21 protein-coding genes, 4 tRNA genes and 2 pseudogenes are annotated in these 23,605 nt (G+C 59.6%); 5 read left to right on the plus strand and 22 right to left on the minus strand.

Annotation, left to right across the window (positions count from 1 at the left end; all coding sequences use genetic code 11):
• Nucleotides 1–69: 69 nt before the first annotated feature.
• Nucleotides 70–525 (minus strand): hypothetical protein, encoded by a 456-nt coding sequence (locus tag HT737_RS05520; RefSeq protein WP_121186252.1) that lies wholly within the window; start codon nucleotides 523–525, stop codon nucleotides 70–72.
• 349 nt (nucleotides 526–874) lie between these two features.
• Here HT737_RS05520 and HT737_RS05525 point away from each other — a divergent pair, with 349 nt between their 5' ends.
• From HT737_RS05525 to HT737_RS05535, 3 genes are all read left to right on the plus strand, one after another.
• A complete protein-coding gene (locus HT737_RS05525; protein WP_027611548.1) occupies nucleotides 875–1,963 on the plus strand; it encodes an asparaginase in 1,089 nt (362 codons plus the stop codon).
• 178 nt (nucleotides 1,964–2,141) lie between these two features.
• Nucleotides 2,142–2,432 (plus strand): DUF1654 domain-containing protein, encoded by a 291-nt coding sequence (locus HT737_RS05530; protein WP_182401781.1) that lies wholly within the window; start codon nucleotides 2,142–2,144, stop codon nucleotides 2,430–2,432.
• Nucleotides 2,433–2,436: 4 nt separating this feature from the next.
• Nucleotides 2,437–3,126: an endonuclease gene (locus HT737_RS05535; protein WP_041066103.1), complete on the plus strand. Its 690-nt coding sequence runs from the start codon at nucleotides 2,437–2,439 to the stop codon at nucleotides 3,124–3,126.
• A 56-nt stretch (nucleotides 3,127–3,182) separates the two neighbouring features.
• Here HT737_RS05535 and HT737_RS05540 read toward each other — a convergent pair whose 3' ends face one another.
• Together HT737_RS05540 and HT737_RS05545 are read right to left on the minus strand one after the other, a co-directional pair.
• The gene (locus HT737_RS05540) at nucleotides 3,183–4,094 is read right to left on the minus strand and encodes a siderophore-interacting protein (RefSeq protein ID WP_182401783.1); all 912 of its coding nucleotides are present in this window, start codon (nucleotides 4,092–4,094) and stop codon (nucleotides 3,183–3,185) included.
• Between the two features lie 86 nt (nucleotides 4,095–4,180).
• The gene (locus tag HT737_RS05545) at nucleotides 4,181–4,549 is read right to left on the minus strand and encodes a sporulation protein (RefSeq protein ID WP_047293271.1); all 369 of its coding nucleotides are present in this window, start codon (nucleotides 4,547–4,549) and stop codon (nucleotides 4,181–4,183) included.
• 250 nt (nucleotides 4,550–4,799) lie between these two features.
• Here HT737_RS05545 and csrA point away from each other — a divergent pair, with 250 nt between their 5' ends.
• On the plus strand, nucleotides 4,800–4,994 hold the full coding sequence (gene csrA / locus HT737_RS05550; RefSeq protein WP_003179932.1) for a carbon storage regulator CsrA: 195 nt from the start codon (nucleotides 4,800–4,802) through the stop codon (nucleotides 4,992–4,994).
• A gap of 223 nt (nucleotides 4,995–5,217) precedes the next feature.
• Here the strand turns inward: csrA and HT737_RS05555 are convergent, their stop codons facing one another.
• The 3 genes from HT737_RS05555 to HT737_RS05565 all read right to left on the minus strand — a co-directional run bounded on the left by HT737_RS05555 (nucleotide 5,218) and on the right by HT737_RS05565 (nucleotide 6,254).
• Nucleotides 5,218–5,673 (minus strand): DUF2214 family protein, encoded by a 456-nt coding sequence (locus HT737_RS05555; protein ID WP_182401785.1) that lies wholly within the window; start codon nucleotides 5,671–5,673, stop codon nucleotides 5,218–5,220.
• A 36-nt stretch (nucleotides 5,674–5,709) separates the two neighbouring features.
• On the minus strand, nucleotides 5,710–5,973 hold the full coding sequence (locus HT737_RS05560; RefSeq protein ID WP_131671784.1) for a hypothetical protein: 264 nt from the start codon (nucleotides 5,971–5,973) through the stop codon (nucleotides 5,710–5,712).
• A gap of 204 nt (nucleotides 5,974–6,177) precedes the next feature.
• Nucleotides 6,178–6,254 (minus strand) — tRNA-Val (locus HT737_RS05565).
• Between the two features lie 184 nt (nucleotides 6,255–6,438).
• On the opposite strand from HT737_RS05565, the gene HT737_RS05570 reads away from it, so the two are divergent.
• Nucleotides 6,439–7,722, plus strand: coding sequence for an FAD-binding oxidoreductase (locus HT737_RS05570; protein WP_047293239.1), 1,284 nt, complete (start codon nucleotides 6,439–6,441; stop codon nucleotides 7,720–7,722).
• A 148-nt stretch (nucleotides 7,723–7,870) separates the two neighbouring features.
• On the opposite strand, the pseudogene HT737_RS05575 reads toward HT737_RS05570, so the two are convergent.
• The 16 genes and pseudogenes from HT737_RS05575 to truA all read right to left on the minus strand — a co-directional run bounded on the left by HT737_RS05575 (nucleotide 7,871) and on the right by truA (nucleotide 23,437).
• Nucleotides 7,871–8,843 (minus strand): annotated as a pseudogene (locus HT737_RS05575) (XdhC family protein).
• Between the two features lies 1 nt (nucleotide 8,844).
• Nucleotides 8,845–10,080, minus strand: a complete 1,236-nt coding sequence (locus HT737_RS05580) for a cytochrome c (protein ID WP_182401787.1) — start codon at nucleotides 10,078–10,080, stop codon at nucleotides 8,845–8,847.
• A gap of 2 nt (nucleotides 10,081–10,082) precedes the next feature.
• Nucleotides 10,083–10,622 carry a (2Fe-2S)-binding protein gene (locus HT737_RS05585; RefSeq protein ID WP_047293235.1) on the minus strand — a complete coding sequence of 180 codons (540 nt, stop codon included), beginning with the start codon at nucleotides 10,620–10,622 and terminating at the stop codon, nucleotides 10,083–10,085.
• Complete coding sequence (locus HT737_RS05590; protein WP_047293233.1) at nucleotides 10,615–13,446, minus strand: xanthine dehydrogenase family protein molybdopterin-binding subunit; 2,832 nt, start codon at nucleotides 13,444–13,446, stop codon at nucleotides 10,615–10,617. The genes HT737_RS05585 and HT737_RS05590 overlap by 8 nt, the downstream gene beginning before the upstream one ends.
• 515 nt (nucleotides 13,447–13,961) lie before the next feature.
• A tRNA-Asp gene (locus HT737_RS05595) sits at nucleotides 13,962–14,038 on the minus strand.
• Nucleotides 14,039–14,132: 94 nt separating this feature from the next.
• Nucleotides 14,133–14,209 (minus strand) — tRNA-Asp (locus HT737_RS05600).
• A 54-nt stretch (nucleotides 14,210–14,263) separates the two neighbouring features.
• Nucleotides 14,264–14,339: transfer RNA gene (locus HT737_RS05605), tRNA-Val, on the minus strand.
• A 216-nt stretch (nucleotides 14,340–14,555) separates the two neighbouring features.
• Entirely contained in the window at nucleotides 14,556–15,332 is a 777-nt protein-coding gene (locus HT737_RS05610; RefSeq protein ID WP_047293232.1) for an SDR family oxidoreductase, read from the minus strand.
• Nucleotides 15,329–16,540: an O-succinylhomoserine sulfhydrylase gene (locus HT737_RS05615; protein WP_095668817.1), complete on the minus strand. Its 1,212-nt coding sequence runs from the start codon at nucleotides 16,538–16,540 to the stop codon at nucleotides 15,329–15,331. The genes HT737_RS05610 and HT737_RS05615 overlap by 4 nt, the downstream gene beginning before the upstream one ends.
• An 80-nt stretch (nucleotides 16,541–16,620) precedes the next feature.
• Nucleotides 16,621–18,126, minus strand: coding sequence for an amidophosphoribosyltransferase (gene purF / locus HT737_RS05620; protein WP_123448659.1), 1,506 nt, complete (start codon nucleotides 18,124–18,126; stop codon nucleotides 16,621–16,623).
• 41 nt (nucleotides 18,127–18,167) lie between these two features.
• The gene (locus HT737_RS05625; protein ID WP_007961197.1) at nucleotides 18,168–18,728 is read right to left on the minus strand and encodes a CvpA family protein; all 561 of its coding nucleotides are present in this window, start codon (nucleotides 18,726–18,728) and stop codon (nucleotides 18,168–18,170) included.
• Between the two features lie 98 nt (nucleotides 18,729–18,826).
• Entirely contained in the window at nucleotides 18,827–19,492 is a 666-nt protein-coding gene (locus HT737_RS05630) for an SPOR domain-containing protein (protein WP_047293229.1), read from the minus strand.
• Nucleotides 19,476–20,783, minus strand: coding sequence for a bifunctional tetrahydrofolate synthase/dihydrofolate synthase (gene folC, locus HT737_RS05635; protein ID WP_182401789.1), 1,308 nt, complete (start codon nucleotides 20,781–20,783; stop codon nucleotides 19,476–19,478). The genes HT737_RS05630 and folC overlap by 17 nt, the downstream gene beginning before the upstream one ends.
• Nucleotides 20,780–21,700: an acetyl-CoA carboxylase, carboxyltransferase subunit beta gene (gene accD / locus HT737_RS05640; protein WP_041066058.1), complete on the minus strand. Its 921-nt coding sequence runs from the start codon at nucleotides 21,698–21,700 to the stop codon at nucleotides 20,780–20,782. The genes folC and accD overlap by 4 nt, the downstream gene beginning before the upstream one ends.
• 200 nt (nucleotides 21,701–21,900) lie before the next feature.
• A pseudogene (locus HT737_RS05645) lies at nucleotides 21,901–22,547 on the minus strand (phosphoribosylanthranilate isomerase).
• A gap of 65 nt (nucleotides 22,548–22,612) precedes the next feature.
• A complete protein-coding gene (gene truA / locus HT737_RS05650; protein ID WP_041066053.1) occupies nucleotides 22,613–23,437 on the minus strand; it encodes a tRNA pseudouridine(38-40) synthase TruA in 825 nt (274 codons plus the stop codon).
• Nucleotides 23,438–23,605 lie beyond the last annotated feature (168 nt).

Raw genomic sequence — 23,605 nt, forward strand, 5'->3', positions numbered from 1 at the left:
CGACATTTGTCAACAATCAGAAATCATCGTTTTATCGCGGGGCGAATCGGCTGATTCGCCCTTACCTGCTTACGCCGTGGTACTGACCAGGTTGCCGCTGGTTGAATCCTTGGACATTTCCTTGACCAGTGCCGCCGCGACTTCCATCAGCGCGCCGCTGGTTTGCGCGATCTGGCCCTGAACGGACATGACCGCCTGTGACTTGGCCTCGGGCGTCGGATAACTTGCCGCCTGCGCCGCCGCCAATTGTTGTTGCTGTTCTTGCAGTTGCTTCTGCAATTCCTGCATCCGCTTGAGCAACATTTTGACGGTGATGCTCAGGCTATCGCCGCTGTCAGCGCTACTCGCCTGGCTGGCTTCTTGCGCAGGTCCACCGGTTCTGACCTGGTTGCTTTGCTCTTTTTCAACGCCCAGCGCCTCTTCGGATGCGTCTGCTTCCGCCTGGTTCATTGCATTGATTGTCGCTGCGGTTTTACCGCCGATGGTGACTGCGCCGGGATGTGAAAAACCGATCGTCAGTGACATGTGAACTCCCTAAATAATCGTTTCCTTTAACACCCATCGGCCTGCTGACGGGTTTCTTTAGCAGAAAAGCCGAAACCGGCAAGCCGCTTCGTTCGTCAAGAGTTGTAGCCTTTTTCGGTAAGCCGAACATGAAAGGTCCCAATATTCGGAAACCCGGACAGGTGATCGGCACAACCATTGGCCGATCCATAAAATCCTGATGCGAATCATGATGTTAAACATTTCTCTGAAGCAAAGTAGCGCTGGTACGGATCCTGCTCCTTAGCCTGGACCCCGAGCATTCAGATCGGCTCGGGGCGCATCTAGATGAACCTGCATCAGCACCGTCTCACTACTAGAGAGAAAAATAATGAAATCTGCTTTCAACACCTTGGTACCGGGCGCTTTGGCCCTCCTCCTGCTCCTGCCAACCGCCCTTCAGGCAAAAGAAGTCGAAACCCAGACCAAACTCGCCAACGTCGTGGTACTTGCCACTGGCGGCACCATTGCCGGTGCCGGCGCCAGCGCAGCCAACAGCGCCACCTACCAGGCGGCCAAGGTTGGCATTGAACAACTGATTGCCGGCATCCCCGAGTTGAGCAAACTGGCAAACGTGCGTGGCGAACAAGTCATGCAGATCGCCTCGGAAAGCATCACCAACGACAACCTGCTGCAACTGGGTCGTCGCGTGTCCGAACTGGCCGACAGCAAAGATGTCGATGGCATCGTCATCACCCACGGTACCGACACCCTGGAAGAAACTGCCTACTTCCTCAACCTGGTCGAGAAGACCGACAAGCCGATCATCGTCGTCGGCTCGATGCGTCCGGGCACCGCCATGTCGGCGGACGGCATGCTCAACCTGTACAACGCCGTCGCCGTGGCCAGCAGCAAAGAAGCGCACGGCAAAGGCGTGCTGGTGACCATGAATGATGAAATCCAGTCCGGTCGCGACGTGAGCAAAATGATCAACATCAAGACCGAGGCGTTCAAAAGCCCCTGGGGGCCGCTGGGCATGGTGGTCGAAGGCAAATCCTATTGGTTCCGCTTGCCAGCCAAGCGCCACACCATGGATTCGGAATTCGACATCAAGAACATCAAGAGCCTGCCTGACGTAGAAATCGCCTATTCCTACGGCAACGTTGATGACACCGCCTACAAAGCACTGGCCCAGGCCGGCGCCAAAGCCATCATCCATGCCGGTACCGGCAATGGTTCTGTTTCTTCGCGCGTAGTGCCGAGCCTGCAAGCCTTGCGCAAAGACGGCGTGCAGATCATCCGCTCGTCCCACGTCAACGCCGGCGGTTTCGTTCTGCGTAACGCCGAACAACCTGACGACAAATACGATTGGGTCGTCGCTCACGACCTGAACCCGCAAAAAGCCCGGATCCTGGCCATGGTCGCCCTGACCAAAACCAACGACAGCAAAGAGCTGCAACGGATGTTCTGGGAATATTGATTGGCCCTCGCCTGAGCCTTTCCGGATCGGGCAACCTGCTCACCACTCGCCCACGCGGCGGGTGGTGCAGCCACCTACGCTGCGCGCGACTTTTTCGCACAAAATAATCGACCCGGCTTACACCAAAATCGCAAAAGCGCTGTCAGAGGATTTTCTTGAATTTTAAGCAGTTGCGAAAATGCTTACAGTTAAATACTGTATGCACGTACAGCTTAATAAGGATAACCTCGTGGCCACCTCCCCTGATGCTCCTGCTGCTTACGAACGCATGGGTATGCGCGTTCAAAAAATCATCAATTCCCCTACCGCACAAAAAGCCAAAGCCGCGTTGATCTTCCGTCTGCCGGACGAGCCTGTGGATGCATGGGAGCAACTGCTCGAGGAAATCGACGAGAACGACAACGTCACACTCGCCTATCGCGACGATGGTGGCGTGCAGATTTTTTGGGTTGTGCCGAAGGAAGATTGATTCAATGAGTGTCCGCTGTTTTGCATTACTGTTGCTGTTCATCGCTTTTGGCGCCCAGGCTGGCGCTCCCCGCACCTTTACCGAGGCCAAGAAAGCCGCCTGGAAGCTGTATGCACCGCAGTCCACCGAGTTTTACTGCGGATGCAAATACACTGGCAACAAGGTGGACTTGAAGGCTTGCGGTTATGTGCCACGCAAAAATGCCAAGCGCGCTTCGCGCATCGAATGGGAGCACATTGTCCCGGCGTGGGAATTCGGTCACCAGCGTCAATGCTGGCAGTCGGGCGGGCGCAAGAACTGCACACGCTACGACCCGAGTTATCAGAAAGCCGAAGCCGACCTGCACAACCTGGTACCGAGCATTGGCGAAGTCAACGGTGATCGCAGCAACTTCAGCTACGGCTGGCTGCCGGTGCAATCCGGTCAGTATGGCTCGTGCCTGACTCAAGTCGACTTCAAGGCCAAGAAGGTCATGCCTCGCCCGTCGATTCGCGGCATGATCGCGCGCACCTATTTCTACATGAGCAAGCAGTACGGCTTGCGCCTGTCGAAACAGGATCGGCAGCTTTACGAAGCCTGGGACAAGACGTACCCGGTGCAAGACTGGGAACGCCAGCGTAATCAGAGCGTGGCGTGCGTCATGGGACACGGCAATGAATTTGTCGGCCCGGTGAACCTGAAAGCCTGCGGCTGATTCTTCAGCGCAAAAAGAAAAGGCCTCGAACGTGATGTTCGAGGCCTTTTCTGTTTTTAGCTGCCAGCCTTGTTGTAGCGCCAGTAGCCCATCAGATTGAGTGACTCGCGGGGGATACCGCATTCCTTGATCAGGTATTTGCGCAGACGCATGACCGCAGCACTTTCGCCGGCAATACAGCCATAAAAACCTTCGGGGGCCGTGTTGGCGATCTCCCAGAGAATGTCTTTGTCGATATCGACTTCGGCGAGTTCGGCGGCTTGCCCGACCGATGAATCCTCTGCAGGCAAGAACGCCTGCTGCACCGCCTCTACCATCAGCGCGCCAGCCACTGCTTCTGGCGCCTGATCGCGAATCAGCCACTGCACCGACAGCCCTGGCCAATCCGGCACCGGGAGCATGTCTGGCAGACTGTCGACTTCAAAGTACGCCTGAGTCTGAGGCGGCTCAGCCATGGCGGACAATTCTTCGAGAATACCCATCGCCGCCGGCAATGCCGTGGCATCGGCCACCAGCAAAACCTGTTTGAGCAGCTGCGGCGGTTTCCATTCGAACCCTCCGGCGTCCTGCGCGGAAAACCCGCTGTCGGGAGCAAGAATCTGCATCGACGCTCCCGGCTGCGCACGCAGCGCCCAGCGCGACGCGGGACCGGTCTCGCCATGCAGGACAAAATCGATGTCGACCTCGCCCTGATCAGCGCGTAAATGACGAATGGTGTAAGTGCGCATTGCCGGTCGACGGCTCGCCAACATCGAACGAAAACGCGCGTACCAGCCCTCCTCCTGCGCAAGGCTCGCAGGTGATCCATCTTCAGCAGGGAAGAACAGTTTGACGCGCTGATCCGGCGCCCAAGTGGCCATGCCACCTATTGAAGGGTCGGCGAGCGTGATCCGCATCATGTGCGGACTCACCAGCGTCTTGCGGCGCAAAACCGCATTGAAAAGCTTATAGGGAGCGGCGGAGGCCATGCGGAGCTCCTTCGAGAAATCGTGATTGATTCGTATAAGACGAGTCGACTGCGATGTCCTTTAGGCCGCTCCGCTGAAAGTGCGGCTTACGGTGCGAGCGGATGCTCGACGATCACCGATTCGACGTTCTGCTTCTTGGCCTTCACCAATGCTGCATCCACCTCGACCTTGCGTGCTTGCGCGTCGGCCTGGGAGTTGAACGGACCAATCAGGATCCGCGTCTTGCCGCTGCTGTCCTTGATCACGGTCGGCACGAACGCATGCTCGATCAACCAGCCACTCAGGTCACTGACAGCCTGAGGTGTTTCGCCACGTACTTCGAGGTCCCATTGCGGGGCGGACGCCGCCGCAGGTGCGGCTGCGACTGCCGTTTTCGGCTTCTGCACGTCTACACTCTTGCCTTCACCACATCCCGCCAATGCCAGTGCCGCGACCATCCAGACCAGTTTGCGCACAACGCTTTCCTCGAAAATCACAAAGCGGCGATCTTAACATTCATAAATACTTCGCGAGGCCCGCAAAATGGGCACAAAACAACGAGATTGATGATTGCAGCCTCTGTATAGTTACGCCCTGGGAATTAATGCCGCATCTGCGCGTCAGAAAGAGGCACCCAAACCGTGAGACTTCGCACTAATCTATACGTACCACCGACCTCTGCACTGTCTGAATCAGGTGCCCTACAAAGCAATCAAGGAGAAGACCATGCTGATACTCACCCGCAAAGTCGGTGAAAGCATAAATATTGGTGATGACATTACGATCACCATCCTCGGCGTAAGCGGTCAGCAAGTCCGTATCGGCATCAATGCTCCGAAAAACGTTGCCGTACACCGTGAAGAAATCTATCAGCGCATTCAGGCCGGCCTGACCGCCCCGGACAAGCCACAAACACCCTGAACCGCATTGCAGTCAGTAGCCAGTTCGTTTGCTTTGCGTAATGACTGGCTAGAGATACACGCGCCGTATTGCCATCCGCTCCCCAATTTACTGGGCACGGCGCCTGACACATCCCATCGCTCTATTTCCTTCGCTTCCCTCCTCCCCTGCAGCGCGATACTACCTGCGACTGCCCAGCCTGGCTGTCAGACATTTCCGAGAGCACACAGGGAATTGCTCCCTGCTAGCCGAACGTCACACCGCGCGCCATGCCGGTGGCTGCAATCACCATCAATACCAACAGCAGCGCCTCGACGTGACTGATCCGTGCAAACAGCTTTGCACGCGTGGTATCGAACGCCTTGCCTCGCGCCAATGCGATCCGCCATTTGACCAGCGTGATCATCGGCGCCAGCTCTATCAGCAGAATCAGCACGAACAACGTCATCTTCAAATGAAACAGCGGCTGGTGCAGATAGTAGTCAGTGCCCTTTTCAAAGCCGCCGAAGGCGCGCATGCCGCCAGTCACCAACAGCACCAGCGCAGCAATGCCCCACAGATTATCGGCAAGCAAAACCCGTTTTGCTTCACCGACGCCAGTCGCCAAACGACTGAACGCCGTGCCACGGGCCAACACGGCCCAGAAGCCCAGTGCAAAAGCCAAGAGATGAATAGCGGCGAGAAACCAATGAACCAGCATCGACGAACTCCTTGAGAAAGCCGTGAAAAACGCCAGTCAGTAGTAGTCGAAAAAAACCGGTTTCGCCCGCACACAGCAGTGGGACTGGAAAGCTTCGCGCAGGAAGCCAGGAGACAGAGAACGGGATTGGCCAAATCGCAGGCAAAAAAAATCCCAAGCAGCTGATGGAAGCTTGGGATTTAAAAATGCATAAACCGTGGTGGTGAACGCGGGGCAGATGTTACTGAAATTCACGATCAGCAACAACATTTTTTTGATTACCGGACGGTTAAAAATCCCGGTAACCCCTTCAATATCCACACTTTTTCGACGGATCCAAAAAAAGCACAGAACGCCATATCAGCAGGTCGTGTTATTTCGAAACACGCTAAGCGGTCAGGGTAACGAAAGATCGGAAGGATTGAGGCGAGCGCCTGGAGCAAGGCTTTGAAAAATCGCAGACAACAAAAAAGGGCCCACCTTTCGGTGAGCCCTTCGAGACCGCCCAGCAGAGCGGATTTTGTTTGGTAGGCGCGATTGGACTCGAACCAACGACCCCCACCATGTCAAGGTGGTGCTCTAACCAACTGAGCTACGTGCCTGCTGTGAGGCGGCATTCTACGGAATTCCGGAGGGGTGTCAACACCTTTTTTTCACCTAACCCTATGAATATGCAAAATATTTAATTTCGGGTCGGTGAGGAAGATTTTTCCGGTGGCTGGCGGAGGTTTTTCAACTCGGGTAGGATCGACGCACTCGTAAAATATATTAAACAGAGGCTGCAGGATGGCGAACACCCCTTACCCAGAGTCTTATTACGCTGCGTCGGCCAATACTGCACCGCCACGTCCGGCCCTGCAGGATGATGTGGAGACGGATGTCTGTGTGATCGGCGCCGGGTACACCGGGCTGTCCTCGGCGCTGTTTCTGCTGGAGAACGGTTTTCGCGTCACAGTCCTGGAAGCAGCGAAGGTCGGCTTCGGTGCGTCGGGGCGTAATGGCGGGCAGATCGTCAACAGCTATAGCCGCGACATCGACGTTATCGAGCGCACAGTCGGCCCCAAGCAAGCACAACTGCTCGGGCAGATGGCCTTCGAAGGCGGCCGGATCATTCGGGAGCGCGTGGCCAAATACAACATCCAGTGCGACCTGAAGGACGGCGGCGTGTTTGCCGCCCTCTCCGCCAAACAGATGGGTCACCTGGAATCGCAGAAGCGCCTGTGGGAGCGCTTCGGCCACACGCAACTGGAACTGCTCGACCAGCGCCGCATTCGCGAAGTGGTCGCCTGCGATCAGTACGTCGGCGGCATGCTCGACATGAGCGGCGGTCACATCCACCCGCTGAACCTGGCGCTCGGTGAAGCCGCTGCAGTCGAGTCCCTCGGCGGCACGATCTATGAGCAATCGCCGGCCGTGCGCATCGAGCGCGGTGCCAGTCCGGTGGTGCACACGCCGCAAGGCAAGGTCAGGGCCAAGTTCATCATCGTTGCCGGCAACGCCTACCTCGGTAATCTGGTGCCGGAACTGGCGGCCAAATCGATGCCGTGCGGCACTCAGGTGATCACTACCGAACCGCTGGGCGAAGAACTGGCGAAATCCCTGCTGCCACAGGATTACTGCGTCGAGGACTGCAACTACCTGCTCGACTACTACCGCCTGACGGGCGACAAGCGCCTGATCTTCGGCGGCGGTGTGGTTTATGGCGCGCGGGACCCGGCGAACATCGAAGCGATCATCCGCCCGAAAATGCTCAAGGCTTTTCCGCAACTCAAGGACGTGAAGATCGACTACGCCTGGACCGGCAATTTCCTGCTGACCCTGTCGCGCCTGCCGCAGGTTGGGCGCCTGGGCGACAACATCTACTATTCGCAAGGCTGCAGCGGCCATGGTGTGACGTACACACATCTGGCCGGCAAGGTACTGGCCGAGGCGTTGCGTGGACAGGCCGAGCGTTTTGATGCATTTGCCGATCTGCCGCATTACCCGTTCCCGGGCGGGCAGTTGCTGCGTACGCCATTTGCGGCGCTGGGTGCGTGGTATTACGGACTGCGTGACAAGCTGGGTTTCTGATCAGTTTTCTTGACTGGCAAACAACTGTGGCGAGGGAGCTTGCTCCCGCCGGGTCGCGCAGCGGCCCCTCTTTTTATCTAGAAAGAAGGCCTGCTGCGCAGTACAGCGGGAGCAAGCTCCCTCGCCACAAATATTTGCAAAATCCAGATCAGAGCTGGTCTCGAGCGATCCCGCTACGAATCCGCAAGATATCCGCCAGCACCGCCAAAGCGATCTCAGCCGGTGTCTTGCTGCCCAGGTTAAGCCCGATCGGCGCATGAATCCGCGCCAGTTCGACCTCTCCCAGCCCACCAATCCTGCGCAGGCGCTCGAAACGTTTCTGCGAGGTCTGCTGCGAGCCCATGACGCCGATGTAAAAACGCTTCGGTGCGCACCGCTTCCATCATTGCCAGGTCGTCGATACGCGGATCATGGGTCAGCGCTACCACCGCGGTATCGCGGTGACAGCCGCCATCGGCGATAAACACTGACGGCAATTGCCGACGAATCTCTACGCCATTCAGCACCACGCCTTCGAGCACTTCGTCGCGCGGATCGCAAAGAATCACTTCGAAGCCGAGACCGACCGCGAACTCGGCACAGGCCTGCGCCACGCTGGAGTAACCCGCCAGCAGCAAGCGCTGAGCAGCACCGATGCGAATCCGCACCCGGTCGATCTCGCGCTCGATGCGCGCGCCTTGCTCGCGATCCGCGAACAGACTGCGCGCACCGCTGGCCAGATCGACCTCGCGAATCAGACGACGCTGGCCGAGCAACGCCGATTCAAGCTCACGCAGATGCGCCTGCACTTCACAGTCGGCGTCAAATTTCTCTACCAGTACGTCGAGAATACCGCCACAGGGCAGGCTGACCCGCGAGCGCGGATCATCACCTTCGCCGTAACGCACCACGTTGACTGCATCGAGAAACGCACCTTCAGCGACGCGCGCGAGAAAGTCTTCCTCGACGCAGCCACCGGACAGCGACCCGATCCACTGGCCGTTATCGTTCACCGCCAGCAGCGAACCCGGCGCACGCGGCGCCGAGCCGTAAGTGGTCAGCACCGTACAGAGCCAAATACGCTGCCCGGCCACCGACCACTCCAGTACCCGCCGCACAACCTGTAGATCGAGATGCTGCATGTCAGTGCGCCTTGTGCTCGACGGTTGGAGCGTCAGCCTGCAGCTTCTGCACATCGCTCACTGCCAACTCTGCCGACTGGCCGCCCCAGCCTTGACGCAGGTAGTTCAGCAGATCGGTCAGCTGTTCAGCGCTGAGCCTGTCAGCGAATCCCGGCATTGGCTGCATGTGTTCGAACCCGGCGAATTTCTGCTCGCCGATGCCGTCCTCGATCACCCGCAACAGATTGAGCGGATCTTCCAGACGCAGCGTGGTGTTGCCGCGCATGGCCACGGCGATGTGCGGCTTGCCTTCGCCGCCGGCAGCATGGCAACCGGCGCAGACGTTCAAATATTCCTGACGACCGCGCTGGGCGCTCGGGCTGAGTTTGTCCAGCGACACTTCAGTCAGCTCTTTCGCCGCGGGTGGCTTGTCGCCAAGCAGGAACGTCGCCATCGCCGCCAGATCCTGATCGTTCAGGCCCTGGGTGCTGTTGTGGAACACCGGGAACATCTCGTTGAACATCGTGCCCTGGGCGCTCATGCCGTGCTTGAGGAACGTGCTCAGGTCCTGCTGATTCCAGCCACGCGCCGCCAGATCGGTGGCGAGCAGGCTCGGTGCCAGATAACCGTTGAGAATACCGCCGGTCAGGCGCTTGTCCAGTTGCATCGCGCCCGGCAGACCGCGTGGCGTGTGGCACTCGCCACAGTGGCCGAGCACTTCGACCATGTACTGGCCACGCTTCCAGGCTTCGCTTTTGCCTTCACCAGACTCAAGCTTCAAGGCCTTGCCGTACAGCATGTTCCAGCCGATCAGGCCCGGACGCACGTTGAACGGAAAACTCAGGCGGGTGACCGGCGCGGCGCGCTCGATTGGCTCGATGGTTTTCAGGTACGCATGAATCGCGTCCGAGTCTTCCCGCGGCACCAGGTGATACGAGGTGTAGGGCATCGCCGGATACAGATTGGCGCCGTCGCGACGCTTGCCTTCGGTCAGCGCGGCGAAGAACTCGTCATCGCTGTACAGGCCGATGCCGTGCTCTTTGCTCGGAGTGATGTTGGTGCCGTAGATGGTGCCGAACGGCGAGACGATCGGCAGCCCGCCGGCAAACGGCGCGCCGCCCGGTGCGGTGTGGCACGCCATGCAGTCGGCCGCGCGGGCGAGGTATTCGCCGCGCTTGACCTGATCGTCGGCGTGGGCAAACAACACCGGCGCAGCCAGCCCGACCGCCAGGGTCAAGCGGGTCAATAGATGCTTCATGCTCAACCCTCCTTGACCAGGCCGAGATCGGTCAGCACGTTGCGCGTGGCGTTGTAGTAACGCACGTACCCGGTGCAACGACAGACGTGATGGCCGAGGCTGTCTTCGATGACGCTTTCCAGCTGGCTTTTGACGATCGGCTGGCGCTGCAGCTTCTCCACCAGCACCGTCGCGGCGTTGACGAAGCCCGGCGCGCAATAGCTGCACTGAAAGGCGAATTCGTCGACGAAACGCTGCTGGATCGGGTTCAGCTCAGTGACCTGACCGCTCTCATCACGTTTGGCGTGACCTTCGATGGTGCGGACTTTTTTGCCCTCGAAGTAATGCGCGCCGGTGATGCAGGTGCGCACTTCTTCGCTGGTGCCGTCCGGGTTGTCGACGATCACCACACAGGCGTGGCAGATGCCCTGGCCGCAGCCCAGGCGCGAACCGGTGAGATTCTTGTATTCGTGCAGGTAGTCGATCATCGGCAGGTCATCAGGGATGTCCACCGGGCCGACGGATTGACCATTGAGGGTCAGTTGAAGCGGACGGTTAGCCATTGAGGGCCTCCTTGATGCGCGCAGCAGTGATTGGCAGATCGCGAACACGTTTACCGATGGCATGCGCCACGGCGTTACCGATGGCACCAACCACCGGGATCATCACCACTTCGGCGATGCCTTTGGACGGATCGCTTGGCGACAGCGGCGGCAGAATCTCCGCGGTCTGCTTCCACACTGCGACGTGACGGGCCATCGGCAGGCGATAACGGTTGAAGTTCCAGTCACCCTCCCCCGGTCCGCCTTCGTACAGCGGCATCTCTTCCATCAATGCGTGACCAATACCCATCGCGATACCGCCTTCGAGCTGGCCCTTGACCAGTTCTTCAACCAGCACCCGACCGCACTCGACCCACGAATGGTGGTTGAGCACTTCGACTTCCGCCGAGCCTTTGTTGACCTTCAGCTCGACCAGCGTCGCGACCGGGCTGTAGTAAGTCACCGCGGCATTGTTCAACTGAACCACCGGGTAGTTGATGTTCTGGCGATCCAGCAGGTGGAAGCCAGCGGTGTTCATCAGCGCCTTCTTCGCCTTCGGCGCACCATCGCCGTACTTCACCGCCAGACCGTCGAGCGGCAGACGCTCGCGCACACCGTCGATGCTGTATTCAGCCTCGGCCCAGCTCCAGCGGTTGAACGCGTGAACGGTGGCACCGGTGACCAGGCCACGTTCGTGAGCGCGCTTGGCCAGCTCTTCAAAACTCAACGGCTGCATGCCGTTGGCAGTGAGTTTGCCGTCGACCCAATGCGCATCTTCACGACGCACCACGTATGGGTTGGCTTGACCGCCGTAAGGGCCCTGACGCCAGATTTCCATGGCCGCCGGCCACAAGCCATTGTTGAACAGCACGCGCGCCGCTTCACGGGTGGCGTGGCTGAAATAGTAGGCCGAGTTGGTCGCGGACGACGCCGAAGCCAGCTTGCCAACCCAGCGCGGATTGCGCAGCAGGTTGTCCTGTTCGGCCTGGCTCATGATGTAAGGGTTACCGCTGGTGATCAGCTGCATTTCCTGCCATTCGGTTTCACCGGTCTTCACTTCATGCGCGGGGCTACCGAGGAAATCGGCCACCACCAGCGCTTGCGAAGTGGACATGCCGGTGCCGATTTCGATACCGATGTGGCGCAGGGTGATGCGACCTTCAGCGGTGAATTCGATGCTGGCCATCGGCGCTTCCGAACCGGTGCCGAAGTCTTTCTGGCAAATGGCAAAACCCACGCCGTACCAGTTGTCCGGGTCGGCGGCTTCGCGCTGCTTCTTGATCGCGTCGCGGTTTTTCCAGACTTCGTGCACCGAAGCCTTGTCGAGAATTTCGTGCAGGCGCAGAGCACCCGCCGGGATCGCGCCCTGGGTGTTTTTCATCCCCGAACGCAAGGCGTTCTTGCGACGCAGATCAATCGGGTCAACGCCGAGACGATGGGCGATTTCGTCGACCATCATTTCGGTCGAGGCCATGCTTTGCAGGGTGCCGTAACCGCGCATCGACCCCGCCTCAACACCACGCGAGTGGTAAGCGGTGACCTGCAGATCGTTCTGCGGCATGTAATAGATCGACTGCGCAGCCGTGGCACCCACCGCCGCCACCGACGGGCTGTAGTTGATGCGACCGCCACCGTCGACGCTCATCTCGGCACGGAAAATCTTGAAGCTGTAGTCGTTCTTGTCCACCGCCAACTGGTAGCGGATGTCGAACGGGTGACGCTTGATGCCGCTCTGGAACTGCTCATAGCGGTCATTCGCCAGACGGATCGGCACACCGGCACCGTACAGCGCCGCGAGGGCTGCGTAGTAGACGAAGATGTTGTGGTCTTTGGAACCGTAACCCACGGTGTAACCCGGGTGCATGTTCAAATTGGCCAGGCCGAAGCGCGACGGCGCGATCATTTTCGCGGTCTCGGTCGCGGCTTCCAGCGGGCACTGAGTGGCGACCACGAAATGCAGGGTCTTGGTTTTCGGGTCGTACCAGCCGTTGCCGTTGTCCGGTTCCATCGCAGCCGGTTCGATCGACGGGGTCTTGTAGCGCTCGTCGAACACCAGCCAGTTGTCTGGCGGGCTATCGATCTCTTTCTTCATGCGATCGGCGTAGAACAGACCGCGCTCAGTCAGGTTGCCGTGCAGGTTCGGCTGAGAATTCCACACCGGCCGACGGTTCTTCAGCATCGGGAACAGGATCGAGTCTTTCAGGCTGGCGAATTCGTCTTCGTCGGCCGAGGTCGGACCGCCCACGCGCACGTAGCGGAAGCTGCCATAAGGGTCGCCTTCGTAGTACGGTACTTGTGCACCGTAACGAATCGCCTTGTCATTGAATTTGAGTTTGTTCTTGGCCTGGCGGAAACGCTCGAAATCGTTCCAGATCAGGATTGCTACCGGGTGACCGATGAACATCGGTACTTTGCCTTCCGGCAGCAAGGGGTCCGGCGCGTGCTCTTCCGGGAAGACGATGCCGTCCTTGTCCAGATCGGCGGCGGTGACGATGCGGTCAGGTTGCAAGTCGGCACCGAGCCACGACAGGTCGTAGCCAGCGTAGATACGGTCGGCCTTGATGGTTTTCAGCAGCATGGCGTGGCCCTGTTGCTCAGGCCAGCCCGGCATGTCCTTGGAGCGAATGTCGCGGGCAAATACTTTGCTGCCGCAAACTTTGGACAGCGCATCGTTACGCTGACGCGCCTTGCCGTTGTTGCCGAGCCACTTCTCGGACGGCACGGTAACGCTGGTTTCCATCAAGGCAGCCAGCGCCTGGCTGCTGAGCGGCGTGAGCGTGACGCTCACACCCGCCACCAGCCCGCCCTGGAGGAACGAGCGCCGGGATATATCACGGTTGGACATGGATCATCCTCTGGGCGGTTATGTGTCCGCCCTTCTGGTTATCTACTGGGAATCTCGAGTCTTGCAGAAGCCCTTCTTGGCTAAACAAAGGGCGTGTTGACAGTGCAAAGCTGACCGAAAGGTTAACTTTAAAGGTTTCCGCGCTCGCAGCAAACAACCAGTTACAAAAATTTGACTAAAGAATCAAAAAATCAATGCGACGTGGCACCGCATGAGGTCGATTGCCCCCCGCCATACACAGTCGAATGCGGTTGCCCACTTCATGCAGGCGCTGTCGAGTGAAACGAGGCTGCGATTTTTTGATCCTACTTCTACGATCAAGATCAAAATCAAAAGATCGCAGCGTGCCGCAGCTCCTACAGGGATTTGTGCAGGACTGGGTAGTGAAGGGAGAGCGGTGAAATTTCAGACACAAAAAACCCCGGTCTTTCGACCAGGGTCTTTGCTATCGATTCCGAATCAACCAAGGGTTGCTTTCGGTGTTTCAAGGCGTTCAGTGGTCCTTGAAACAGATATGGCGCAGCGGACGGGACTCGAACCCGCGACCCCCGGCGTGACAGGCCGGTATTCTAACCGACTGAACTACCGCTGCGTATCGCTTTGAGCTTGCGCTCAAGTAACTCGTTTTGACTGAAAGCTTCGGTGCTTTTCAATCGCGAACCGGACAATGCCCGACTCGTAAAATATGGCGCAGCGGACGGGACTCGAACCCGCGACCCCCGGCGTGACAGGCCGGTATTCTAACCGACTGAACTACCGCTGCGCGTCGGTGGAGGCACTTTCAGCCTACCTCTTGCTTTCGCAAGTTTCTCGGGAGTGGTGGGTGATGACGGGATCGAACCGCCGACATTCTGCTTGTAAGGCAGACGCTCTCCCAGCTGAGCTAATCACCCGTTTGCATCTCCGAGGCCGCGAAATTTACGCAGGTGGCGAACCTAAGTCAATAGCAGGATTGAAGTTTTTCTGAAAAAGACGAAATTGTTTCCATCCTGCAAGACTGCATTCGCGAGCAAGCTCGCTTCCACAGGGGATTGCATTCCAAATGTGGGAGCGAGCTTGCTCGCGAAGACGGCAGCCCATTTGACGCAAATTCAGGAGAAGCACGCGATCTACTCGGTGTAAATCATCTTCTTGGTCATGCCGCCATCCACGACGAATTCCTGCCCGGTGACAAACCCGGCATTGCGCGACAACAGCCACGCAACCATCGCCGCCACATCCTCGACCGTCCCTACCCTGCCCGCCGGATGCTGCGCATGATCGGCATCGGCCAGCGGCTCGGCTCGACGCGCAGAAGGATCCCGCGCATCGATCCAGCCGGGACTGACCGCGTTGACCCGAATCTCCGGCCCGAGACTGATCGCCAGCGCATGGGTCAGCGCCAACAACCCGCCCTTGCTCGCCGCATAGGCCTCGGAATCTGCCTCCGACTGCCGCGCACGCGTCGACGCCAGATTGACGATCGAACCGTTGTGCGCACGCAGATACGGCGCACAGTGCTTGGCCAGCAGCATCGGCCCGCTGAGGTTCACCGCCAGCACCCGATTCCAGTACGCCAGATCCAGACTTTCCAGGGTGATGTTGTGCGGATCAGCCACCGCCGCGTTGCACACTAACGCATCGAGACGACCGAACTGCCCAAGCACTTCAGCAACACCCAATGCCACCTGACTTTCATCCGCCACGTCCATGGCGATGAACCAGGCATTCTCACCCAGCACCTTCGCCACTTTCGAACCGCGTGCGCGATCAAGATCGGTCAGCACCACTTGCCAGCCTTCGCTGATCAGCCAGGCCGCGATGCCCAGACCGATGCCACGCGCGGCTCCGGTGACCAGCGCCACGCGGCCATGGGTACCCGCCGTCGGCGTCGACAACTCGATCACAACGCCGCCAGACCGCGCGACAGGTCGGCCTGCAGGTCCGCCACGTCTTCCAGACCGACCGCAATGCGGATCAGGCTGTCACGAATCCCCGCCGCCTCACGCTCCTGCGGCGCCAGACGGCCGTGGGAGGTGGTGCTCGGATGGGTGATGGTGGTTTTGCTGTCACCAAGGTTGGCAGTGATCGAGATCAAGCGGGTGGCGTCGATAAAGCGCCATGCGCCCTCTTTGCCGCCCTTGACCTCGAAACTCACCACCGCACCGAAGCCCTTCTGCTGACGCTGGGCCAGTTCGTGCTGCGGATGGCTCTTGAGCCCGGCGTAATGGACTTTCTCGATACCGTCCTGCTGCTCCAGCCACTCGGCGAGTTGCTGAGCGTTGGCGCAGTGCGCCTTCATCCGCAGGTTCAGGGTTTCCAGGCCCTTGAGGAAGATCCACGCATTGAACGGGCTGAGGGTCGGCCCGGCGGTGCGCAGGAAACCGACAACTTCTTTCATCTGCTCGCTGCGACCGGCCACCACCCCGCCCATGCAACGGCCCTGGCCGTCGATGAACTTGGTTGCCGAATGCACGACGATGTCTGCACCGAGCTTCAGCGGTTGCTGCAAGGCAGGCGTGCAGAAGCAGTTGTCGACCACCAGCATCGCGCCTTTGGCGTGAGCGATTTCCGCGAGCGCGCTGATATCGACCAGTTCAGCCAGCGGATTGGACGGCGATTCGACGAACAACAGCTTGGTGTTCGGTTTGATCGCCGCCTCCCAACCCGACAGATCGGCCAGCGGCACGTAATCGACTTCCACGCCGAAACGCTTGAAGTACTTTTCGAACAGGCTGATGGTCGAACCGAATACGCTGCGCGACACCAGCACATGATCGCCGGCGCTGCACAGGCTCATCACCACCGCCATGATCGCGGCCATGCCCGTGGCAGTGGCGACCGCTTGCTCGGCACCTTCCAGCGCGGCAATGCGCTCTTCGAACGCGCGCACGGTCGGGTTGGTGTAGCGCGAGTAAACGTTGCCCGGCACTTCCCCGGCAAAGCGCGCGGCCGCGTCGGCGGCGGTACGGAACACATAGCTGGAAGTGAAGAACATCGGATCACCGTGTTCGCCTTCCGGCGTACGGTGCTGACCGGCACGTACGGCCAGGGTATCGAACGCTACGCCTTCGAGGTCGCTGTCCAGCCGACCGGCATCCCATTCCTGACTCATGCTGTCACTCCTTGCCCTGTTCTGAATAAATGAAAGTCTTTTGCCAGATACAAAACCGGCCCCTCAGGGCCGGTAGAAACTCAGTTGTTGTACAGATCGATGATCGCACTGACCGCCTGGGTCTTGACCTTGGAGGCATCGTTGCGGGCCTGCTCGATCTTGTCCAGGTAAGCCTCGTCGACGTCGCCGGTGACGTACTTGCCATCGAAGACTGCGCAATCGAAATGCTCGATCTTGATCTTGCCGCCACCGACCGCCTCGATCAAGTCAGGCAAGTCCTGATAGATCAGCCAGTCTGCGCCGATCAGATCCGCCACGTCCTGCGTCGAACGGTTGTGTGCGATCAGTTCGTGAGCGCTCGGCATGTCGATGCCGTAAACGTTCGGGAAGCGTACCGCCGGGGCCGCCGAGCAGAAGTAGACGTTTTTCGCGCCGGCTTCGCGGGCCATCTGAATGATCTGCTTGCAGGTGGTGCCGCGCACGATCGAGTCGTCGACCAGCATCACGTTCTTGCCGCGGAATTCCAGTTCGATCGCGTTGAGCTTCTGGCGAACCGATTTCTTGCGCGCCGCCTGGCCCGGCATGATGAAGGTCCGGCCGATGTAACGGTTCTTGACGAAACCTTCGCGGAATTTCACGCCCAGATGGTTCGCCAGCTCCAGCGCGGCGGTGCGGCTGGTGTCCGGAATCGGGATGACCACGTCGATGTCGTGCTCTGGACGCTCGCGCAGGATCTTCTCGGCGAGTTTCTCACCCATGCGCAGACGCGCCTTGTACACCGACACGCCGTCGATGATCGAATCCGGACGCGCCAGGTAAACGTGTTCGAAGATGCACGGGGTCAGGGACGGGTTGGTCGCGCACTGACGGGTGTGCAGCTTGCCGTCTTCAGTGATGTAGACCGCTTCGCCCGGGGCCAGGTCGCGGATCAGGGTGAAACCGAGTACGTCCAGCGAAACGCTTTCGGAAGCGATCATGTACTCGACGCCTTCGTCGGTGTGACGCTGGCCGAACACGATCGGACGAATGCCGTGCGGGTCCCGGAAACCGACGATGCCGTAACCGGTGATCATTGCCACCACGGCGTAACCGCCGACGCAACGGTTGTGCACGTCGGTCACGGCGGCAAACACATCTTCTTCGGTCGGCTGCAGCTTGCCGCGCTGGGCCAGCTCGTGGGCGAACACGTTGAGCAGCACTTCCGAGTCGGAACTGGTGTTGACGTGACGCAGGTCGGATTCGTAGATTTCCTTGGCCAACTGTTCAACGTTGGTCAGGTTGCCGTTGTGCGCCAGGGTGATGCCGTAAGGCGAGTTGACGTAAAACGGCTGCGCTTCGGCCGAGGTCGAGCTGCCGGCGGTCGGGTAACGCACGTGGCCGATACCCATGTGGCCGACCAGGCGCTGCATGTGACGCTGCTGAAACACGTCACGCACCAGACCATTGTCCTTGCGCAAGAACAACCGGCCATCATGGCTGGTCACGATACCGGCAGCGTCCTGGCCGCGGTGCTGGAGCACGGTTAGCGCGTCATACAGCGCCTGATTGACGTTCGACTTACCGACGATACCGACGATGCCACACATGCGACGCAACCCCTACTTAATGGATCTGAACTGAACAACACTCACTGTGGCGTTTTGGCCGACGGCAAGAGCTGCTCCTTGAACGGAATATCAGCGGGTACGCTGATTCCGCTGGCAAGCCACTGACTGCTCCACCCGAGAATCAGGTTTTTGGACCAGTCGGCGACCAATAGAAACTTTGGCACGAGCTGTGATTCTTTCCACCACCCGTCCTGCTGTACCGGCCCCAGGCTCAACAGCCCGACTGCCACGACCACCAGCAACACGCCACGCGCCGCGCCGAAGGCCATGCCCAGGAATCGGTCGGTGCCGGACAACCCGGTCACGCGCACCAACTCGCCGATAAGATAATTGATCATTGCGCCCACGATCAGTGTGGCGACAAACATGATGGCACAGCCCGCGATCACGCGAGCCGATGGGGTTTCGATGTATCCGGCGAGGTACTCGGACAGTGAGCCACCGAACATCCAGGCAACCGCTCCTGCGATGATCCAGGTCACCAGCGATAATGCTTCCTTGACGAAGCCGCGGCTCAAACTGATCAAAGCGGAGATGGCGATGATTGCAACGATCGCCCAGTCAACCAGGGTAAATGGCACAGTGCAGCCTACAGACGGATAAGGCGGCGCATTTTAGCAGAGCGCACCGCTGTCGGTAAGCTGCGATTTTCAGTGCATTTCAATCGAATCGATAGATCCTAGCCGCGCTCGGGCTGAAAGCGCACGACAAAACCCTTGAGGTTCTGCTGACGGCTCAACACATCCCGCAGACGATCAGCCTCGGCACGTTCGATCAGCGGCCCGACGAACACCCGATTCTTGCCATCGGCAGAACGGATGTAAGCGTTGTAGCCTTGGCTGCGCAGGGTTTTCTGCAGCGATTCCGCGCCCTCACGGCTCGACAGGCTGGCCAGTTGCACCGACCAGCTGACCGACAGACCGTTGGCATCGACCCGGCTTTGCGTGGTATCAGGCTTGGCCGCAGCCGCAGCAATCGGCTGAGCCGGCGCCGCAGCAGGCTTGGCAACGGGCGCAGGCGCAACCGGTTTGGCTGCCGGAGCCGGAGCCGGGGTCGGCGCGGGTGCCGGTGCTGCGGCAATCGGCATCGACGGCGCCGATTGCTCGGCCACTTCGTCGTCGCTCGGTACCGGCTCCTGCGGCAGTGCTTGCGGCTCAGGCACGGCCACCGGCTCGAGCTGCACTTGCGGCACAGCCGGCGCTTGCGGTGCGGATGGCGCCTCGACCGTCACTTGACGTTGCTCGTCCTGACGGGAAAACAGCATCGGCAGGAAAATCACCGCCAGTGCCACCAGCACCAGGGCACCAACCATGCGCTGCTTGTACGCTTTATCCAGCAAAGCCATTTGCCGCTTCCTCCGTGGAGCGCCGGGCCAGCCATTCAAGGGCCTCGGCGACACAATAAAATGATCCGAACAACAGAATCTCGTCGTCACTGGTGGCCACTGCGCACTGCCCTTCCAGCGCCGCCGCAACACTGTCATAGGACGTGACGGATGCGCCAAGGTTCTGTAACCCGGCGTGCAATTCGCTGACCGGGCGCGAACGCGGCGAATCCAGCGGCGCGACCGCCCAATGCTGGACACTAGCATTCAATTCGCCGACAACACCATCCAGATCCTTGTCGGCCAGCAAGCCGAACACCGCCAGACGTTTGCCCGCCAGTGGCCGACTGGCCAGACGCCGCACCAGATACTCCGCCGCGTGCGGGTTGTGTCCCACATCCAGCAGCAGGTTCAAGCGCTTGCCATTGAAGTCAAAGGAGCGACGATCCAGACGCCCGACCACGCGAGTCGCCTGCAAGGCTGCAACGATCTGCGACGCATGCCACGGCAGACCGAGCAGCAGATACGCCTGCAAGGCCAGCGCGGCGTTTTCCATCGGCAGATCCAGCAACGGCAGATCATGCAGTTCGACCTGCAGGCCTTGCGCATCGATACCGCGCCATTGCCAATGCTGATCAGTGATACCCAGGTCGAAATCACGCCCACGCAGGAAAAACGGACACGCCAATTCGCGCGCCTTGTCGAGCAACGGCTGCGGAGGATTCAGATCACCACACAAGGCAGGTTTGCCCTGACGGAAAATCCCGGCCTTCTCGAATGCCACGGATTCACGGGTGTTACCCAGGTATTCGGCATGATCAACGCCAATGCTGGTGACCAGCGCGATATCGGCATCCACCACATTGACCGTATCCAGACGCCCGCCCAGACCGACTTCCAGCACCACAGCGTCAAGTTTTGCCTGTTGAAACAGCCAGAACGCCGCCAGGGTGCCCATTTCGAAGTAAGTCAGGGAAGTGTCGCCTCGCCCGGCCTCGACTGCAGCGAAGGCCTCGCACAGCTGTGCGTCAGTGGCTTCGACGCCATTTAGCTGCACCCGCTCGTTGTAACGCAGCAGGTGCGGAGAATTGTAGACACCTACGCTCAGGCCCTGCGCCCGTAGCAATGAAGCCATGAAAGCGCAGGTTGAACCCTTGCCGTTGGTGCCGGTGACCGTGATCACCCGAGGCGCCGGCTGGCCCAGTCCCATGCGGGACGCTACCTGTTGCGAACGCTCCAGCCCCATGTCGATGGCCGATGGATGCAACTGTTCAAGGTAGGCGAGCCACTCGCCAAGGGTACGTTCGGTCATACGTTGGCAGGCACCGGTGGAACGACGATTGGCTCGACAGGAGCGGCGACGTAGGTCGGTGTCGGCTGACCGGTCAGCTGCGCCAGCAGATTGCCCAGACGTGGACGCAGTTCACGACGATCGATGATCAAGTCGATTGCGCCATGCTCCAGCAGGAACTCGCTGCGCTGGAAGCCTTCCGGCAGTTTTTCCCGCACGGTCTGCTCGATCACGCGCGGACCGGCGAAGCCGATCAGGGCTTTTGGCTCACCGACGATCACGTCGCCGAGCATCGCCAGACTGGCAGAAACACCGCCGTAGACCGGATCGGTCAGCACCGAGATGAACGGAATGCCTTCTTCACGCAGGCGCGCCAGTACGGCCGATGTCTTGGCCATTTGCATCAGCGAGATCAGCGCTTCCTGCATGCGCGCACCACCGGAGGCGGCGAAGCAGATCATCGGGCAACGGTTTTCCAGGGCGTAGTTGGCGGCGCGCACGAAGCGCTCACCGACGATGGCACCCATGGAACCGCCCATGAAGTTGAATTCGAACGCCGACACCACCACCGGCATGCCCAGCAAGGTACCGCTGACGGAGATCAGCGCGTCCTTTTCGCCGGTCTGCTTCTGTGCAGCAACCAGACGGTCCTTGTACTTCTTGCCATCACGGAACTTCAGACGGTCAACCGGCTCCAGATCGGCACCCAGCTCGTTGCGACCTTCGGCATCCAGGAAGATGTCGATACGCGCCCGTGCGCCGATGCGCATGTGGTGGTTGCACTTGGGGCAAACATCCAGGGTCTTTTCCAGCTCAGGACGATACAGCACAGCCTCGCAGGACGGGCATTTGTGCCACAGACCTTCGGGCACCGAGCTCTTCTTGACCTCCGACCGCATGATCGAAGGGATCAGTTTGTCTACCAACCAGTTGCTCATGCTTTCTTTCTCCAGTACCGGCGGCCCGAACGCTCTGGTTCGCAGCCCCGCGTATGCCCTTCAGCTAAATTCATGTGTGTGGCGATGGTTCGTGGAACGCCGCGGTCAGCGCGAAACATGACCTGCGTGCACCTCCAGAAACCCTCAGCCTCGCCTGCTTTGTGCAAGTGCATTGATGGACGGCGGCAGACTGCCAGCCGTCACATCGAAGTAGACGCTCCCTGCGAGCTGCTGCGTACGGCATTGATGAACGCGCGGATCTTCGCAGGATCCTTGATGCCCTTGCTCGCCTCTACCCCCGCCGCTGACATCGACGGCGTACGGTTTGACCCGGGCCACGGCGTCGGCGACGTTTTCCGGGGTCAGGCCACCCGCCAGGATCAGCGGCTTGCTCAACTGCTGCGGAATCAATGACCAGTCGAACGCCTCACCGGTTCCGCCAGGCACGCCTTCGACGTAGGTGTCGAGCAGCACGCCATTGGCACTCAGATAGGCATCGACGGCAGCCGCGATGTCGTCGCCGGCCTTGACCCGCAATGCCTTGATGTACGGACGATGCCAGCCTTCGCACTCTTCAGCGGTCTCGTCGCCATGGAACTGCAACAGATCCAGCGGCACGGCATCGAGGATTTCCCCCAATTCACAGCGACTGGCGTTGACGAACAAGCCCACCGTCGTCACGAAGGGCGGCAAAGCCTGAATGATCGCCCTTGCCTGCTGCACGCTCACTGCGCGCGGACTTTTTGCATAAAAACACGAAACCGATGGCATCGGCCCCGGCCTCGACCGCTGCCAACGCATCCTCTATGCGGGTAATCCCGCAAATCTTGCTGCGAACGGCTGACATGTCGATAAAAACCTCAAGGTAAAAACCGGGAAAGTCCCGGATGGTAACAAAAGCGTCGGGAGGCGTCAGCCGTCAAGGTCCGAGAAACCCGTAAGGAAATGTGGCCCGATGAAACGCTCGGGCAACGGGAACTCGTCGTGATACTCAACCTGCACCAGATACAACCCATACGGATGCGCTGTCACGCCACCGGAGCGCCGCTCTCGGCTCTCCAACACTTCCTTCATCCACTCCACCGGGCGCTCGCCGGCACCGATGGTCATCAGCACACCGGCAATGTTGCGCACCATGTGGTGCAGGAACGCATTGGCACGGATATCGAGCACGATCATCTTGCCGTGCCGGGTCACGCGCAGGTGATGCATCTTCTTGATCGGCGACTTGGCCTGGCACTGACCGGCACGGAACGCACTGAAGTCGTGGGTGCCGATCAGATATTGCGCAGCTTGCGCCATGCGCTCGACGTCGAGCGGGCGATGGTTCCAGGTGATCTCTTCATTGAGATGCGCCGGACGAATCTGATCGTTGTAGATCACATAGCGGTAACGTCGGGCGATGGCTTTGAACCGCGCATGAAAATGCGCCGGCATCACCCGCGCCCAACTGACACTGATGTCGTGGGGCAGATTGATATTGGCGCCCATCACCCAGGCTTTCAGCGAACGATCGACCGGCGTGTCGAAATGCACCACCTGCCCGCACGCATGCACCCCGGCATCGGTGCGACCGGCGCACTGCAGCGAAATCGGCGAATTGGCGACTTTCGACAAGGCTTTTTCAAGCTCTTCCTGCACCGTGGCCACGCCGGTCAACTGACGCTGCCAGCCGCTGTAGCGCGAGCCTTTGTACTCGACGCCCAGTGCCACGCGGTAAAAGCCTTCGGGTGCCATTTCGGCGGCCGGATTATCTATGTTTGCCAAGGTGGGACAGCCTGCTGATGTACAAAGGCGGGCATTATAAGGCTGTGGGTCGGGGATGCCAGTCAGTTCTGTGTTGACCGATCCGGCCCCATCGCTGGCAAGCCAGCTCCCACAGTTTTCTGCAGCGCATGCAATACC

The organism is Pseudomonas sp. MD195_PC81_125, from assembly GCF_014060985.1.
Classification (GTDB): Bacteria; Pseudomonadota; Gammaproteobacteria; order Pseudomonadales; family Pseudomonadaceae; genus Aquipseudomonas; species Aquipseudomonas parakoreensis.